At 62.6% G+C, this 17,071-nt stretch carries 13 protein-coding genes; all 13 read right to left on the bottom strand.

Annotation, left to right across the window (positions count from 1 at the left end; all coding sequences use genetic code 11):
• Nucleotides 1-32: 32 nt before the first annotated feature.
• The 13 genes from HY019_RS17265 to HY019_RS17325 all read right to left on the bottom strand — a co-directional run bounded on the left by HY019_RS17265 (nucleotide 33) and on the right by HY019_RS17325 (nucleotide 17,050).
• Nucleotides 33-1,463, bottom strand: coding sequence for a cbb3-type cytochrome c oxidase subunit I (locus HY019_RS17265; protein ID WP_290694596.1), 1,431 nt, complete (start codon nucleotides 1,461-1,463; stop codon nucleotides 33-35).
• A gap of 18 nt (nucleotides 1,464-1,481) precedes the next feature.
• Nucleotides 1,482-1,919 (bottom strand): cytochrome c, encoded by a 438-nt coding sequence (locus tag HY019_RS17270; protein ID WP_290694598.1) that lies wholly within the window; start codon nucleotides 1,917-1,919, stop codon nucleotides 1,482-1,484.
• A gap of 128 nt (nucleotides 1,920-2,047) precedes the next feature.
• A complete protein-coding gene (locus HY019_RS17275) occupies nucleotides 2,048-2,743 on the bottom strand; it encodes a Crp/Fnr family transcriptional regulator (protein ID WP_290694599.1) in 696 nt (231 codons plus the stop codon).
• A 209-nt stretch (nucleotides 2,744-2,952) separates the two neighbouring features.
• Nucleotides 2,953-3,660: a carbonic anhydrase gene (locus tag HY019_RS17280; protein WP_290694600.1), complete on the bottom strand. Its 708-nt coding sequence runs from the start codon at nucleotides 3,658-3,660 to the stop codon at nucleotides 2,953-2,955.
• Between the two features lie 6 nt (nucleotides 3,661-3,666).
• Nucleotides 3,667-4,455 (bottom strand): peptidylprolyl isomerase, encoded by a 789-nt coding sequence (locus HY019_RS17285; protein ID WP_290694601.1) that lies wholly within the window; start codon nucleotides 4,453-4,455, stop codon nucleotides 3,667-3,669.
• 10 nt (nucleotides 4,456-4,465) lie between these two features.
• A complete protein-coding gene (gene narI / locus HY019_RS17290) occupies nucleotides 4,466-5,161 on the bottom strand; it encodes a respiratory nitrate reductase subunit gamma (protein ID WP_290694602.1) in 696 nt (231 codons plus the stop codon).
• A complete protein-coding gene (gene narJ / locus HY019_RS17295) occupies nucleotides 5,158-5,880 on the bottom strand; it encodes a nitrate reductase molybdenum cofactor assembly chaperone (protein WP_290694604.1) in 723 nt (240 codons plus the stop codon). Before narJ ends, narI begins: the two co-directional genes overlap by 4 nt.
• A gap of 2 nt (nucleotides 5,881-5,882) precedes the next feature.
• Nucleotides 5,883-7,406, bottom strand: coding sequence for a nitrate reductase subunit beta (gene narH / locus HY019_RS17300; protein WP_290694606.1), 1,524 nt, complete (start codon nucleotides 7,404-7,406; stop codon nucleotides 5,883-5,885).
• Between the two features lie 76 nt (nucleotides 7,407-7,482).
• Entirely contained in the window at nucleotides 7,483-11,319 is a 3,837-nt protein-coding gene (locus tag HY019_RS17305; RefSeq protein WP_290694608.1) for a nitrate reductase subunit alpha, read from the bottom strand.
• Between the two features lie 37 nt (nucleotides 11,320-11,356).
• Nucleotides 11,357-12,808 (bottom strand): NarK family nitrate/nitrite MFS transporter, encoded by a 1,452-nt coding sequence (locus HY019_RS17310; RefSeq protein ID WP_290694609.1) that lies wholly within the window; start codon nucleotides 12,806-12,808, stop codon nucleotides 11,357-11,359.
• Between the two features lie 32 nt (nucleotides 12,809-12,840).
• The gene (locus HY019_RS17315) at nucleotides 12,841-14,103 is read right to left on the bottom strand and encodes a nitrate/nitrite transporter (RefSeq protein WP_290694611.1); all 1,263 of its coding nucleotides are present in this window, start codon (nucleotides 14,101-14,103) and stop codon (nucleotides 12,841-12,843) included.
• A gap of 134 nt (nucleotides 14,104-14,237) precedes the next feature.
• Complete coding sequence (locus HY019_RS17320; protein WP_290694613.1) at nucleotides 14,238-14,984, bottom strand: response regulator; 747 nt, start codon at nucleotides 14,982-14,984, stop codon at nucleotides 14,238-14,240.
• The gene (locus HY019_RS17325) at nucleotides 14,981-17,050 is read right to left on the bottom strand and encodes a type IV pili methyl-accepting chemotaxis transducer N-terminal domain-containing protein (protein WP_290694615.1); all 2,070 of its coding nucleotides are present in this window, start codon (nucleotides 17,048-17,050) and stop codon (nucleotides 14,981-14,983) included. Before HY019_RS17325 ends, HY019_RS17320 begins: the two co-directional genes overlap by 4 nt.
• Nucleotides 17,051-17,071: the final 21 nt, after the last annotated feature.

Consider the following 17,071-nt stretch of genomic DNA (forward strand, 5'->3'; position numbering starts at 1 on the left):
GCTGATCTCTGGAAGCAGACGGGTTGGCCTTTTCAGGCACGTTGAGCCGGCACGGCGCGGGCATCGCCGCCACCGGACGCCACCACTGGCTCTTCACCACCGATGAAGAAGCTCGACAGGTAAGTGATCAGGCCGAGCAGGAAGCCCACACCACCACCCAGACGAACCCAGTAGAAGAAATTCAATTGTTCCTGGGTGGCCATGAAGGGGGTCGGGTTGGCGGCCATGCGCTGCAGCCAGACCTGCAGGATGCCGGCACCGGTCAGCGCCAGCACCATGACACCCATGCTGATGGTCATGATCCAAAAGGACCACATCTCGACGCTCTGGGCACGGGCGCTGTTGGCCACGCGGCCACGCAATGTCGGCATGGTGTAGCTGATCATGGTGATGACCACCAGCACATAAGCGCCGTAGAAGGCCAGGTGGCCGTGGGCTGCCGTGATCTGCGTGCCATGGGTATAGAAGTTCACGGCCGACAGCGTGTGGATGAAGCCCCACAGCCCCGCCCCCAGAAAGCCCATCACCGAGGTGCCCACCGCCCAGAGCACAGCGGCCTGGTTGGGGTGCTCACGCCTGCGGCGCTGCACCATGTTGAAGGCAAACACCGTCATCATGAAGAAGGGAATGGGCTCCATGGCCGAGAAGACCGAACCAATCCACTGCCAGTAGCCAGGCAGGCCGATGAAGTAGAAGTGGTGGCCTGTACCCAGGATGCCGGTCATCAGCGCGAAGGCGATGATCACATACAGCCACTTGTCGATCACTTCGCGGTCCACACCGGTGGTCTTGATCAGCACGAAGGCCAGCAACGCGCCCAGGATCAGCTCCCACACGCCCTCCACCCACAGGTGCACCACGAACCACCAGTACATCTTGTCGCGCACCAGGTTGTGCGGATTGACGAAGCTGAACAGGAACATGATGGCCAGGCCCCACAGCCCCAGGTGCAGCACCAGCGAGATGCTGGTCTTGCGCCCCTTGAGCAGGGTCATGGTGATGTTGAACAGGAAGCCCAGGGCCACCACCACGATGCCCACCTTGGTCGGCAAGGGCTGCTCCAGGAACTCTCGCCCCATGGTGTTGAGCAGGTCATTGCCCGTCATTTCCGCCAGCTTGGCGTAAGGCACCATCAGGTAACCCAGGACGGTCAGCGCCCCGGCCACCAGGAAGACCCAGAACAGGATCAGCGCCAGCTTGGGGCTGTAGAGCTCGGTTTCAGCTTCTTCCGGCACCAGGTAATAGGCCGAGCCCATGAAGCCGAACAGCAGCCACACGATCAGCAGGTTGGTGTGGACCATGCGGGCCACGTTGAAGGGAATGGCCGGGAACAGGAAGTCCCCGATGATGTATTGCAGGCCCATGGCCAGACCGAAAACGATCTGCCCCACGAACAGCAGCAAGGCGGCCGCGAAGTAATAGGTCGCGACCGACTGCGATTGGTACTTGAGTGTCTTGATCATGATGTTGCTCCGCGTCGGTCAACCTTCGATGTTGGGGGGCCACTTCTCGGTATTGACTTCGCTGGTCCACTTGAGGAACTCAACCATGTCATCGAGTTGTTGGTCATTGAGGTTGAACTGCGGCATCTGCCGGCGGCCGGGCGCACCGGTAGGCTGCCCCTTGATCCAGGCCTTGATGAATTCAGGGCCACGGCGCTTGTAGACATTGCCCAACTCAGGTGCGAAGTACGCCCCCTCGCCAAGCAAGGTGTGGCAACCGATGCAGTTGCGCGTTTCCCAGATGTGTTTGCCACGCACGACCGATTCGCTGATGTTCTGCGCGTTGGATCGCTGCGGTATCTTGCGCTCCGAGTCGAACACAATGGCCGCAAACAGCAGCACAAAAAATACGGTGCCACCGTAGAAGATATTGCGGGCGGCTTGCTTGGTGAAGCCGCCCTGCTTGCCCTGGGTCATACCATTCTCCTTCTTGTCAAGGGACCGCTTGAGCCTAGGGCCGCCAAAGCTTGTTTTCCTTGAAGCGGTTCAAGAAACGGGGCTTTGACCACAGCCAGATACCCCGCATCGTTCTTCAGACCGATGCCTCAGGCGTAGCTGGCCAGGCGCTGCGCATCCAGGATGTGGATGTGCCGACGCTCGACCGAGATCAGGCCGTTGGCCTGCAGGTCGTGCAGGATGCGCGAGAAGTGCTCCGGCGTGACCGACAACAAGGACGCAATCGTGCCCTTGCTGGCCGGTAGCGAAACGGTCACATCCTGCTCGGTGTTGTGCGCCTCGCCCACCACGGGCGAATGCAGCAGGTAGTCCACAACCCGCTTGACCCCGGAATGCAAGGTCACCGCCTCGATGTCCTTGACCAGGCCATTCATGCGACGCGACAAGCCCGTGAGCATGCGCATGGCCAGACCCGCGTTGTGCTCGATCTCGTGCACCAGCACGTCCTTGGGCACCACCAGCAACTGAGCATCGAACAGCACGCTGGCATTTACGCTGTGGGCACCATCGCTGAACATCAGCGACTCCGACACACAGCCCCCCGCCCCGATGACCTCCATCACCTTTTCGTGGCCACTGGGTACCTTGGCAAACAGCTTGATCAAGCCGTCGATGACCAGATACAGCCCCTCGCAGGACTGCCCGGCATGAAACAACGCCTCCCCCCGCGACAAACGCCTGACGGTCGAAGCCGCGGCAATGCGCGCCAACTCTGGCGCGGACATGTCCTTGAACAAGGGCTGACTGCCCAGGTAGGACACCACATTCAGTCTGCGCGAACCCATCATGTTGCTCCTCTTGATCGCATGAACCTGAGTTCATTCTGAGCACCCGCGCCAAGCATGGATTTGATGAGGCGCAAATATGCCCAACAGATCTACTGGGGTAATTGGCATCGTTCTTTCGGACGATGCGGTGCGTTCGGGCAACAAAAAAGCCCCGCGTCGACGGCATCGCTGCGGGGCTGGATGAGGCGACCTGACAAAACCATTTGTCAGGTGCGACCTCCTGGATACCAGGAGGCATCGACCTCATTGAAGATGGACCCATTGTCTGGATCGACGTCGTGGTACGGCCCCGTTCCACTGTGCTCCGCATGCGAGGCCGGCACAAAGCGGCCAGACTTGACGTCGAAAACGTAGACCTCGCCCTCTTCGATCACATAGTGCCAACCGTGCAGCGAGATCTGGCGTTGCTCGACGCGCTGGCGCACCATGGGGTAGTCCATCAGACGCTCCAGTTGCAGCACGACGGAGCGCTGCTCGGTGCGGCGCAAAGCCTCTTCAGACACCTGTACCGGCAAGGCCGCCTCACGGGCCAGGTCCAGCCAGGCCTGCAGGTTCTTGGCCTCGGGCGAGATCTCTTCATACAGCGCCTTCACGGCACCGCAATGGGAATGGCCGCACACGATGATGTGGCTCACGTGCAGATTGAGCACCGCGTACTCGATGGCGGCGGCCGTGCCGTGCAGGCCATGCAGGCCGTTGTAGGGCGGCACCAGGGCCCCCACATTGCGCACGATGAACAACTCGCCGGGCCCGGTGCCCGTCAACATATAGGGCACGAGTCGGGAGTCGGAGCAGCCGACAAACAGGATCGTCGGGTGCTGGCCTTGTTCCACCAGGTGCTGGAACTGGTCCTTGTAGTCCGGGAAGTAGTCGTTATGGAAGCGCCGCAGGCGCTCCAATAAGTGGTCATCCATGGACGTTTACTGTACCAGTGGGGAGTCCGCTGCGTCCAGGTCGACACCCTGCACTTCCCAGCGCGAGGCCAGCACGCGCATGGTCTGGCGCAAGGCCGTGATCCAGGCTTGTTGACGAAGGGATTGCGCCACGGCTTCGCTCACGGCCTCATAGGCTTGGGCCTGACCTGGGTCTCGCGCCAGCACTTCCACCACATGCAGGCCAAAGCGGCTGTGCACCAGGCGAGGCAGGACGCCCACATTGGCCGTGCCCTCGGTCTGGCCGAAGAGCTCCTTGGCGAACTCCGGCGCGCAGTCCTGCGCGTTGAGCCAACCCAGATCGCCACCTTGTGCGCTGCTGGGGCAGTTGGACAACTGGCGGGCCGTCTCGCCAAAGCGGTTGGGATCGGCGCGCACTTCCAGCAAGGCCTGCTCGGCGCGCAGGCGCAAGGCCTGCACATCCACACCGGGTGTCACGGCGAACAGAATGTGGCGGGCCTGCACGCGCTCGCCGATGGCGTACTGCGCGGCGTGCGCAGCGTGGTGACGGCGGCAGGCCGCCTCATCAGGCTCAGGCACGCGCAGCTGTTGCAGCAGGTACTGGTCGATGGCTTCGGCAGCGGCTTCGCTGATGACGCCCGCTTCTGGAGCCGGGTCGTCCTCGGCCAGCAAACCCGCTTCGATCGCGGCCTGACGCAGCAGCTCCAGGCTGGCGCGCTGGCGGCGATCGGTGTCGGTCAGCAACTCGGACGCATCCGCCAGGACCACGTCGCCCACGCGCAAGGCCGCGGGCATGGTGAGTTCAGCAACTTGCATGCGTGTCTCCTTACAGGCCGATCTTGCGGCTGCGCACCACCTGCCATGGGCGGACCAGGTAGCCCACCGAGGCAAAACCACTCCACACATGCACCAGGCGGGTGAAGGGGAAGATGGCAAACAGGCTCATGCCCATGAACATGTGCACCTTGAAGACCATGGACACATCGGTGATGAAGCTCGGCGCATCACCGCGGAAGGTCACCAGATGCTGAGCCCAGGCCATCAGCTTGAGCATGGTGCCGCCATCACTGTGCTCAAGAGACAGGGGCACGGTAGACAGGCCGAGCATCAAGGTTGCCAGGATCCAGAACAGCACGAGGAAGTCACGGCCACGCGAGGTGGCGCGCACGCGCTCGTTGCTCAGGCGGCGGTGGATCAGCAGCAACAAGCCGATCAAGCCGATGCTGCCCAGCGTGCCACCGGCCACCACGGCCAGCATCTGCTTTTGCGAGGCCGTCACGCCCAGGGCATGGATGATCTCGGGCGGCGTCAGCATGCCGAAGAAGTGGCCAAAGAACAGGCCGATGATACCCAGGTGGAACAGGTTGGAGCCGGCCCTCAGGGTACCGGTGGCCAGCATCTGGCTGGACTCGCTGCGCCAGGTGTACTGGTCGCGGTCAAATCTGATCAGGCTACCGAGCAGGAAGAGCGCGCCACAAATATAAGGATAGATGCCAAAAATGAATTGATGAGAGAGGCTCATGCTGATGCTCCTCGTTGGGTGGTCGATGCGCTACGGCGCACGATCTGGATGGGTTGGGGCTGGTCCGGGCTTTGCTGGCCTTTGGAGCTGCAACCTGCAAAGGCCTCGGGCTCGGCCCAGCTGGCGTCCATGTCTTCTTCCTCGGGCAAGGCCACGGTCTCGACCGCTTGCTGACCGATCTCCAGCACCGCTGCCAGCACATGCGCATACAAGCTCCTGCGCTTGATCAGCGCCGTGTGAACAGCATTGAGGATGTGGGCGATTTCGCCGATGAAGTCGCGCATCTGCGCAGCCGGCAAGGTGGAGATGAACTCCAGCACCACGGGCAGATAGTCGGGCAACTCGCCGCCGACCTTGTCGGGGTCCAGCAGCATGCCGGCCTGCTCGTAAGTCTTGACCAGATCGATCATGGCTGGGCCGCGATCACGGGAATCGCCGTGCACATGCTCGAACAAGTGCAGCGAAGTGGCACGACCACGGTCGAACAGCTCGACATAGGCTTCTTCCACTTCCATGACGTCCTGATCAACCAGGGACCCCAGCAGCATGCTCAAGCCGCGCAAACGGCCATCATTGACCGCTGCCTCGCCGACAAGCACTTGCTGCAGATCCGGCACCGAGTCACGCAACGCGGCATCCGGATAGCTCAGCAGACGGGCCAGGGCCCGCAGGCTGTAGACCGGCGTGACGCCAGCCTTCCATTTGGTGATGGCGCTCATGCTCAGATCTCCGACTTGATGGGAATGGTGCGCTTCTTCTTCGCGCCAAACAGGCTGCCATCGGTGGCGCCATCCGAACACCCGTTGCCGAAGGTGAAGCCGCAGCCGCCCTTCATGTCAAAGGTGTTTTCCGCGTACTCGCGGTGTGCCGACGGGATCACGAAGCGGTCTTCGTAGTTGGCAATCGCCATCACGTGGTACATGTCTTCCACCGTGTGCTTGTCCAGGCCAACCTGATCCAGCACGCGCTTGTTCTCGACGCCGTCCACATGCTTGCCACGCATATAGCCGCGCATGGCCAGCATGCGCTCCAGCGCGCGGGTCACGGGCATGGTGTCGCCGGCAGTCAGCAGGTTGGCCAGGTACTTGACCGGGATGCGCAACTGGTTGACGTCCGGGATCTCGCCATTGATGCCCAGGTTGCCGGTATTGGCGGCAGCTTGAATGGGCGACAGCGGCGGCACGTACCAGACCATGGGCAGCGTGCGGTACTCGGGGTGCAATGGCAGCGCGACCTTCCAGTCCACAGCCATCTTGTAGACCGGGCTGTTGCGGGCGGCAACCAGCCAGGCTTCAGGGATGCCGTCCTTGCGGGCCTGCTCGATCACCTTGGGGTCGTTGGGATCCAGGAACAGATCCAGTTGAGCCTGGTACAGATCGCGGTCATGCTCCACGCTGGCGGCAGCCTGGATCTGATCAGCGTCATACAGCAGCACGCCCAGATAACGGATGCGGCCCACACAGGTCTCGGAGCACACCGTCGGCTGGCCCGCTTCAAGGCGCGGGTAGCAGAAGATGCACTTCTCGGCCTTGCCGGACTGCCAGTTGTAGTAGATCTTCTTGTAGGGGCAGCCCGACACGCACATGCGCCAGCCGCGGCACTTGTCCTGGTCGATCAGCACGATGCCGTCTTCTTCACGCTTGTAGATCGAGCCCGATGGGCAAGAGGCTACGCAAGCGGGGTTCAGGCAGTGCTCGCACAGGCGAGGCAAGTACATCATGAAGGTGTTCTCGAACTGGCCGTAGATATCCTTCTGGATATCGTCGAAGTTCTTGTCCTTGCTGCGCTTGCTGAACTCGCCACCCAGGATTTCCTCCCAGTTGGGGCCCCACTCGATCTTCTCCATGCGCTTGCCGGTGATCAGGCTGCGCGGGCGGGCCGTGGGCGGTGCCTTGGACTTCGGCGCCGATTGCAGGTGATCGTAGTCGAAGGTGAAGGGTTCGTAGTAGTCGTCGATCTGCGGCAGGTTCGGGTTGGCGAAGATCTTCATCAGCAGACTGAGCTTGCCGCCTTGGCGCGGCTCGATCTTGCCATTGCCCTTGCGGACCCACCCACCATTCCACTTGTCCTGGTTCTCCCATTCCTTGGGATAACCAATACCAGGCTTGGTTTCGACGTTGTTGAACCAGGCGTACTCGACGCCGGGGCGGCTGGTCCAGACGTTCTTGCAGGTTACCGAGCAGGTGTGGCAACCAATGCACTTGTCCAGGTTCAGGACCATGCCGATTTGTGCACGGATTTTCATGCTGCCTCCTGCAGAGCCGCCTCAAAGGAGGCAACAGCCCCCACGGGGGGGAGCGAACGAATGTGAGCTTGGGGGGTCATGCATGCACTCCTTGCGAGCTGTTGCCGGCGGTCTCTTCACCGTCCAGCCAGTCGACCTTGTTCATCTTGCGCACCACCACGAATTCATCGCGGTTGGTGCCGATCGTGCCGTAGTAGTTGAAGCCGTAGCTGAACTGCGCGTACCCACCGATCATGTGTGTGGGCTTGAGCACCACACGGGTCACCGAGTTGTGGATGCCACCGCGTGTGCCAGTGATCTCCGAACCCGGCGTGTTGATGATCTTTTCCTGAGCGTGGTACATCAGGACCATGCCGGGGTTGACGCGCTGGCTCACCACCGCACGGGCAGCGATCGCCCCGTTGGTGTTGAACAGCTCGACCCAGTCGTTGTCGACGATGCCGGCCTTCTTCGCGTCATCCTCGCTCAGCCAGATCACGGGGCCACCGCGGTTGAGCGTGAGCATCAACAGGTTGTCCGTGTAGGTCGAGTGAATGCCCCACTTCTGGTGCGGCGTGATGAAGTTCAGTGCGATTTCCTTGTTGCCGTTGGGCTTGAGGTTGTGGACGTCGTCCAGGGTCTTCAAGTCCACGGGGGGGCGATAGGACACGAAGCCTTCGCCGAACGCAATCATCCATGGGTGATCCATGTAGAACTGCTGACGACCGGTCAGGGTGCGCCATGGAATCAGCTCATGCACGTTGGTGTAGCCGGCGTTGTACGAGACCTTCTCGCTTTCCAGGCCAGACCAGGTCGGCGAAGAGATGATCTTGCGCGGCTGCGCCTGGATGTCGCGATAGCGGATCTTCTCGTCTTCGCGGTGCAAGGCCAGGTGAGCATGCTCACGGCCAGTTTGCTTGGACAGGGCCTCCCAGGCCTTGACCGCCACATGGCCGTTGGTCTCGGGGGCCAGCATCAGCACCACTTCGGTGGCGTCGATGTCCGACACGATCTTGGGCATGCCTTGGCTGACGCCCTCTTCCCGCACCAGGCCATTGAGCTCGCCCAGGGCCTTGACTTCGTCCTTGGTATCCCAACCGATGCCCTTGCCGCCATTGCCCAGCTTGTTCATCAGCGGGCCCAGGGAGGTGAAGCGCTTGTAGGTGTTGGGGTAGTCCCGCTCGACCACGAAGATCTGAGGCGCCGTCTTGCCGGGGATCAGGTCGATCTCGCCACGCTGCCAATCCTGCACACCGAAGGGCTGCGCCATTTCGGCGGCCGTGTCGTGCATGATCGGGTTCATGACGACTTCCTTCTCCGTGCCGAGATGGCCCACGCAGACTTCGGAAAACTTCTGGGCAAAGCCCTTGTAGATCTCCCAGTCGGAACGCGCTTCCCAGGCCGGGTCCACCGCTGCGGACAGCGGATGGATGAAGGGGTGCATGTCGGAGGTGTTGAGGTCGTTCTTCTCGTACCAGGTGGCCGTGGGCAGCACGATGTCCGAGTACAGACAGGTGGTGCTCATGCGGAAGTCCAGCGTGACCAGCAGGTCCAGCTTGCCTTCCGGCGCCTGATCGTGCCACTTGACCTCTTGAGGCTTCGCGTCTTGGCTACCAAGGTCCTTGCCTTGCACACCATTGGTGGTGCCCAGCAGGTGCTTGAGGAAATACTCATGCCCCTTGCCCGATGAGCCCAGGATGTTGGAGCGCCACACGAACATATTGCGTGGCCAGTTGACAGGATTGTCCGGGTCGTTGCACGACAGCTTGAGCGAGCCATCCTTCAGCGCGCTGACGACGTAGTCCTTGGCATCCATGCCCTTGGCTTGCGCATCCTGGACCACCTTGAGCGGGTTGGTTTCAAGCTGCGGCGCAGAAGGCAACCAGCCCATGCGCTCGGCGCGCACGTTGTAGTCGATCATGCTGCCGCCGTACTTGGCCTTGTCGGCCAGGGGCGAGAGCACTTCGCCCACGCCCAGCTTTTCATAGCGCCACTGGTCGGTGTGCGCATAGAAGAAGCTGGTGGAGTTCTGTTGACGCGGGGGGCGCGACCAGTCCAGCGCGAAGGCCAGCGCCGTCCAGCCGGTTTGCGGGCGCAGCTTTTCCTGGCCCACATAGTGCGCCCAGCCGCCACCCGATTGGCCGATACAGCCGCACATCATCAGCATGTTGATGATGCCGCGGTAGTTCATGTCGCAGTGGTACCAGTGGTTCATGGCCGCGCCGATGATGACCATGGACTTGCCCTTGGTCTTGTCGGCGTTGTCGGCGAACTGGCGGGCCACAGTGAGCACCTGCTCGCGAGGCGACCCGGTGATCTGCTCTTGCCAGGCGGGGGTGTAAGGCACGTTGTCGTCGTACGACTTGGCGCCGTCGTCCACCAGCGTGCCCTGCGCGTCCTTCAGGCCGCGGTGGACGCCATAGCTGGCCACTTGCAGGTCGAACACGGTGGCCACCCACACTTCACGTGCCTGGCCCTTGTCCTGAATCGTCACGCGCTTCATGGGCACGTTGCGCAACAGGATGTCGCTTTGCTTGTTGTGCTGGAAGTTCGGGGTTTCGATGCCACCGAAGTACGGGAAGGCCACCTTGTTGACGTCGGCAGGCAGCACTTCCGCCTTGGTCGCGTCTTCCAGCACCGACAGCTTCAGGTCGACCTGACGGTCGCCCACGGCTTCCTTGTTTTCCAGGTTCCACTTGCCTTGGTCGGCGCGGCCATCGGCACCCCAACGGAAGCCGATCGAGCCATTGGGCTGCACGATGGCGCCTTGTGCGTCGTAGGCCAGCGTCTTCCATTCTGGATTGGTGCCGGTGGCCAGGTCGCCGGTCATGTCGCTGGCGCGCAGATAGCGGCCCGGTACCAGGGCCTTGCCTGCCGGGGTGTCCTGCTCTTCGAGCATGACCAGCATGGGCAGGTCGGTGTAGCGGCGTGCGTAGTCGTCGAAGTAGGCGCTGCGGCGCTTCTCGCCTTCGCCGAAGTAGAACTCCTTGAGGATCACGTGGCCCATGGCCATGGCCACGGCGGCATCGGTGCCCTGCTTGGGGTGCATCCAGATGTCGGCCAGCTTGGCCACTTCCGAGTAGTCGGGCGTGACGGCGACCGTCTTGGCGCCCTTGTAGCGTACCTCGGTGAAGAAGTGGGCGTCCGGGGTACGGGTCTGAGGCACGTTCGAGCCCCAGGCCATGATGAAGGTGGAGTTGTACCAGTCGGCCGATTCAGGCACGTCGGTCTGCTCGCCCCAGATCTGCGGGCTGGCAGGCGGCAAATCGCAGTACCAGTCGTAGAAGGACATGCACACACCGCCGATCAGGCTCAGGTAGCGGCTGCCCGCTGCATAGCTGATCATGGACATGGCCGGGATCGGCGAGAAACCGATGATGCGGTCAGGGCCGTATTGCTTGATCGTGTAGACGTTGGAGGCTGCCACGATCTCGTTGACCTCGTCCCAGGTGGAGCGAACAAAGCCACCCAGGCCACGCTCCTTCTGCCAGCTGCGACGGGTGTCAGGGTTGCTCATCAGCGCAGCCCAGGCATCCACAGGCGACTTGGCCACGGTGCGGGCCGAGCGCCAGTGCTTGAGCAGCTCACCGCGCACCATGGGGTGCTTGACGCGGTTGGCGCTGTACAGGTACCAGGAGTAACTGGCGCCACGTGCGCAACCGCGGGGCTCGTGGTTGGGCAGGTCGTCGCGGGTCCGCGGGTAATCGGTTTGCTGGGTTTCCCAGGTCACGATACCGCCCTTGACGTAAACCTTCCACGAGCAGGAGCCCGTGCAGTTCACACCGTGGGTGGAGCGCACGATCTTGTCGTGCTGCCAGCGGTTGCGGTAAGCGTCTTCCCACGTACGGTCTTCGCCCGTGGTGACACCGTGACCGTCTGCAAAGCCCTCCTTGGGCTGTGCGAAGAAGGTCAGTTTGTCCAGAAAGTGACTCATTTTTTCTTACTCCAGATGCCGATCAGGCAACAAGACATCAGCAAGGTTGTTCGGCGTGCTCACGGGCGTAGAACCACCAGGTGGTCACGATGCACAGCAGATAGAAGACGATGAAGGTCAACAGGGCGGCTTCGGGGCCACCGGTGGCGGCGATCGAGGTGCCATAGCTCTTGGGGATGAAGAAGCCACCGTAGGCAGCAAAGGCGCCGGTGAAGCCCAGCACGGCGGCGGCTTCGGTGTTGGCTTCCTTGATGGCGGCGTTCATGCCGGCTTCGTCATTGCGGGCCACACCCTTGGTCTTGAGGTTCATGAAGATCACGGGGATCATGCGGAAGGTCGAACCGTTGCCGATGCCGGTGGTCAGGAACAACACCAGGAACATCAGGAAGAAGCCGGTGAAGTTGCCTGCCTCGGGGCCCCAAGGCAGGGCGAAGGCGCTGTGGCTGCCCTTGGGCAGGAAGAACAACACACCCACCACGGCGCAGGCCATGACGATGAAGTTCCAGTAGGTCACGCGGGCACCACCCAGCTTGTCAGCCAGCCAGCCACCCACAGGGCGAATCAGCGCACCAACCAGGGGGCCGATCCAGGCGTAGGCCAGGGGGTTCACGTCCTTGAACTGAGACTTGATCAGCAGCGGGAAACCAGCGGCATAACCGATGAAGGAGCCGAAGGTACCCAGGTACAGGATGCACATCAGCCAGTTGTGCTTGTTGCGGAAGATGGCAGCTTGCGTGGCAAACGAGGCCTTGGCGTCCGCGATGTCGTTCATGAAGAACCAGGCTGCCAAGGTAGCGATGACGATCCAGGGCACCCACACGAAGGCGGCGTTCTGCGCCCAGATTTCAACGTGGGCGCCGGCCTTGTTGATGATCTGCTGCGATTCGCCACCGAACACACCAAACACACCCACGGAGATGATGATGGGGCTGAGGAACTGCACCACCGACACGCCAAGGTTGCCCAGGCCAGCGTTCACGCCCAAGGCCGAGCCCTTGCGCTCCTTCGGGAAGAAGAAGCTGATGTTGGACATCGAGGAGCTGAAGTTGCCGCCACCCAGGCCGCACAGCAGCGCCAGGATCAGCATGGTGGGATACGGCGTGCTCGGATCCTGAATGGCCATGCCGATACCGATGGCCGGGATCAGCAAGGAAGCGGTCGAGATGGCCGTCCAGCGACGGCCACCGAAGACCGGCACCATGAAGGAGTAGAAGATGCGCAGCGTCGCGCCCGACAGCGCGGGCGCCGATGCGAGCCAGAACAGCTGGTTGGTCGTGTACTTGAAGCCCAGCAGCGGCAGGTTGACGGCCGCCACGCTCCACAGTTGCCAGACCGCAAAGGCCAGGAACAGTGCGGGCACCGAGATCCACAGATTGAGCTTGGCGATCGCCTGCCCCTCGGCCTCCCAGAAGGACTTGTCCTCCGGGGTCCAGATGGTCAGGGTGCTACCCGGCTTGGCCGGCCCTGACGACACAGTTGTGCTTGCCATGATGTTGTCCTTGTTCAAGGTGATGCGGTGATTCAGGCGCGGCTGCCAACGAGGGCGCCCTGGGGTTCACCACCCAGCACGTCACGAGAGCGGACTTCGGTGCGGTACATCCAGATCAAGGAGACCCAGACCACGCCGTAGAGGAACATGAAGGCGCTGGAGCGGACACCGGTCAGGTCCAGCAGGAAGCCGAAGATGATGGGCAGGATGAAGCCGCCCATGCCGCCGGCCAGCCCCACGATGCCGGAGATGGCACCGATGTTGGTGGGGTAGTCATCGCTGATGTACTTGAAGACGCTGGCCTTGCCGAAGGCGAACGCGATGCCCAGGGCGAACATCAGGGCCGTGAAGGCATAGACGTTCAAACCGAGGTGGAAGGTCTTCACGCCGTTGACGGTGTTGATGGAGAAGTCGGTCTGCGGGTAGCTCAGGATGAACAGGCAGATCCAGCTGGCCCACAGCACCCACCAGGTGACCTTGTGTGCGCCGTGCTTGTCAGACAGGTAACCACCGATCGCGCGCAACACGCCGCCAGGCAGCGAGAAGCAGGCTGCCAGCAAGGCGGCCACGCGGATGTCCAGGCCGTACTCGCCCACGTAGTACTGCACCATCCACAGGCTCAGGCCCACATAGCCACCGAACACGATGCTGTAGTACTGGCAGTACTTGAGCACGCGGGGGTCCTTGAGTTGCTTGAACTGCTCGGTGAAGCTGGCCTTGGACTGCACCAGGTGAGCCGGGTCAGAGTGGCTGCCGAACCAGAAGATCAGGGCGGTGCCCAGCATCACGGCGGCGTACACCTGAGGCACCATGGTCCAGCCGAAGGCCACCACCAGGGCGGGCGCCACGAACTTGTTGACCGCCGCGCCGGAGTTACCCGCGCCGAACACCCCCATGGCGAAACCTTGCTGATTCTTGGGGAACCAGCGGGCCACATACGGGGTGCCCACCGAGAAGGAGCCACCGGCCAAGCCCACGAACAGGCCCAGCACCAGGAAGTGCCAGTACTGCGTGGCGTAGCTCATCAGGTAGATGGGCAGCACACACAGCAACATCGTGACGAACAACACGATGCGGCCACCGAAGCGGTCGGTCCACACCCCCAGGGGCACGCGCACCAGCGAGCCGGTCAGCACCGGCGTCGCGGTCAGCAGACCGAATTGGGTGGCGCTCAAACCGAGCGACTTCTTGATCGGGATACCGATGACCCCGAACATCATCCAGACCATGAAGCACACCGTGAAGGCCAGTGTGCTGACGCCCAGAACAGATAAGGCTTTGCCTCGCGTAGACATGGGAAACTCCTTTCCAATGCCTCGCAGTGTCAAAAAATCAGCCCTGTCTGAACATCCTTCTCTAGGACATGGACATCATCCGTTGGGAGTAGTACCCACTCCGGAGCTTGATCTGGATCAGTCTTCCTGCCGACTCAGTCCCTGGACTGGCTGGTGGCGAACACCGCCGCCTGCACGCGCGAAGTCAGGTTGAGCTTGCGCAGGATGTGCTGCACGTGGATCTTGACCGTGGTCTCGGCGATGTCCAGCGTGCGGGCGATTTCCTTGTTGCTGGCGCCGCGGGCAATTTCGCGCAGGATGTCACGCTCGCGCGGGGACAGGCGGGACATGCCGGCCGCCAGCTCTTCACCACGGGCATCCGCACGCGTTGCCGTGGGCTCTGCCTCGGTCACGTCGTTGTTGGCCGTCGAGCCGGACGGCACAGCGCCATCCGCAGGCGAGCTGAGCGCCTGCCTGTAGGCTGCAATCAGCTTGGTGGTCATCTCGGGTGACACCACGGACTCCCCTGCCCGCACACGCAGGATCGCGTCGACCAGGGCGTCGCCCTCGATGGTCTTGAGCAGGTAGCCTGCTGCACCCCGAGACAAGGCCTGCGCCAGGTCATCAGCATCCTCGCTGACGGTCAGCATCACGATCCGCACCTGCGGCACGGCCGCGTACAACTGCGGCAAGGCATCCACGCCGTGCACCCCGGGCAGGTGGTTGTCCAGCAAGATGACGTCGGGGCGGTGCAGTTGCGCCATCTTCAGCGCCTCGCCCGCATCGCGCGCTTCGGCTATCACGCTGACGCGGCTGTCACGGGACAGCAAGGCAATCAGGCCACGGCGGAAAAGATTGTGGTCATCGACCACCAGCAGGCGAACAGTCACGTTGTCATTCATGTGGAAGCAAGGTCCATGGAGGTGTCGGCGCTGGCGGGGCTGTGGCTCGGGCTGGCTGACAGTTTGGGCAGGCGCAACTCGACGCGGGTCCCGTCCGGGGCCGACTGGAAGGTCAAAGTGGCGCCAATGCGTTGCGCGCGTTCACGCATGATGCGCAGGCCCACGTGAGTATCGTCAGGCGGGCCGGACTCGACATCGAAGCCACAGCCATTGTCGGACACGGACACGCACCACGCAGGCTGGGTCTGCACATCGACCCAGACCTGGGTGGCCTGGGCGTGCTTGCGCACATTGGACAAGCACTCCTGCACGATGTGCAGCACCTGGATCTGCACATCGGGCGGCAAAGGCAGGCCCTGGCTGTGCAAGGTCAGGTGGCCGCGCAAGCCGGACTGGAGCTCGAACTTGGACAAGGTCTCGCGCAGGGCGGGCTCGATGTCTTCGGCATGCGTGCGCACGCGGAAGTGCAACAACAACTCACGCACATCGCTGTAGCTCTCGCGCACGCCGGCATCCAGCTCGTTCATGCTGGCCTCGATGCCCTTGTCATCGCCACGCATCATGGCGTCACGCAGCAACTGCATCTGGATCTTGAGGAAGGCCAGGGACTGGGCAATGGAATCGTGCAGCTCCTGGGCCAGCATCTGACGCTCTGCCGCCACGGCAGATTCGCGGTCCAGCGCCGCTGCGCGCAGGCTTTCCATGGCACCGGCCAGGTGGCTGGCCAGGGCCTCGAACAGGCCCCGCTCCTCTTCGCTGAAATGCGGGTCGCCCCGGAAGAAGAGCTCGACTTCGCCCAGCACACGCTGATGCAGCCCCAGAGGCACGGTGACCAGCGTGGTGTAGCCCGCCTTTTCACAGTGGTCCTTGACCGTTTGGGCAGCCGAGGCCTTGGTCAGCGCACGCGCAGCGTCCTGGATCGGGATCACGCGGATGCCGGGCAAGCCGCCGGCCTCGACCCGGGCGCCACACAGGCAATCGCCCGAGAGCACGCATTGCTCATCCTCGGCCATGATCTTGGGCAGGCAGTCGCTGGCCAGCAACACGTAGCGCTCGTTGGCCTCGTCCGACCAGCGGATGGCGACCGCATCGGCATGGGCAATGCGGCGCATCTGCTGCGCGAAGCCCTGGGCCAGGATTTCCAGCTTGTCGGCCTTGGCCACGAAGGCGGCCACTTCGTACAGTGCGCTGAGCCGCGCCTGCTTGATCTCCAGGCCAGCCGTCTTTTCCTTGACCTTGAACTCCAGGTTGTCATAGAGGGACTGCAGGTTCTCGGCCATGCTGTTGAAGCCCGACGCCAAAGCGCCCAGCTCGTCCTCGGTTTCAACCGTGACACGCGTCGCAAAGTCACCTTGCTCGATGCGACGCAAACCCTGCTGCAGGCGCGCGATGGGCTCCAGGATCACGACATGGCCGGCATACAGCATGGCCAGCGCGCTCAGCACGGCCAGCGCCATCATGGCCAGCTGGAAGGTGTGCAACAGGGCTGTCCAGCGCGCAATGTGCCGCTCGATGGCCGACACGAAGGCATCGATGCGCCCCACGAAGTCATCCACATTGCCCCGCAGCGAGGCTGAAATCGGCGCACCGCGCCCAATCTCCAGGGCCTGAGCCCGCAGCACCGCCCAGTCCTCGTTCACCCCTTTGAAGCCGGCCAGGGTGTCGTCATCCCAAGGCACGGTCAAAGGGCGCCCCGGGTCACCGGTGCGCAACAGGGTCAGGCTGTCCTCGAAATCCTGGAGCCGTTTCTGGACGTCGTGCAGGAACTCGGCACGCTCGACCGTGGGGTGCTGCAGGCTCAAGGCAAGCTGGTAGCTGCGCATGCGCATGCGGCCGGCTTCGTTCACCGCCGCGGCGCCCCCCTCCAGTTGCCAGGTCACCCACAGCGTCAGGCCGATGGAGGCCAGGGCCAGCACCAGAAAGACGCCGCCAATGGCCAGCAGCTTGGATGCCAAGCCCTTTCTGACCATGCGCGCGCCCATGCTGCCAAGCGCATCCAGGGCGTCACTGCTTGCTGCGTCTGCGCCGTCTGTCTGTTGCTGAATGTCGTCCGAAGAGGCTGCCACCTGTGCTCCATCAAGGCCCAT

The sequence above is a fragment of the Aquabacterium sp. genome, assembly GCF_016195855.1.
GTDB lineage: Bacteria > Pseudomonadota > Gammaproteobacteria > Burkholderiales > Burkholderiaceae_C > Aquabacterium.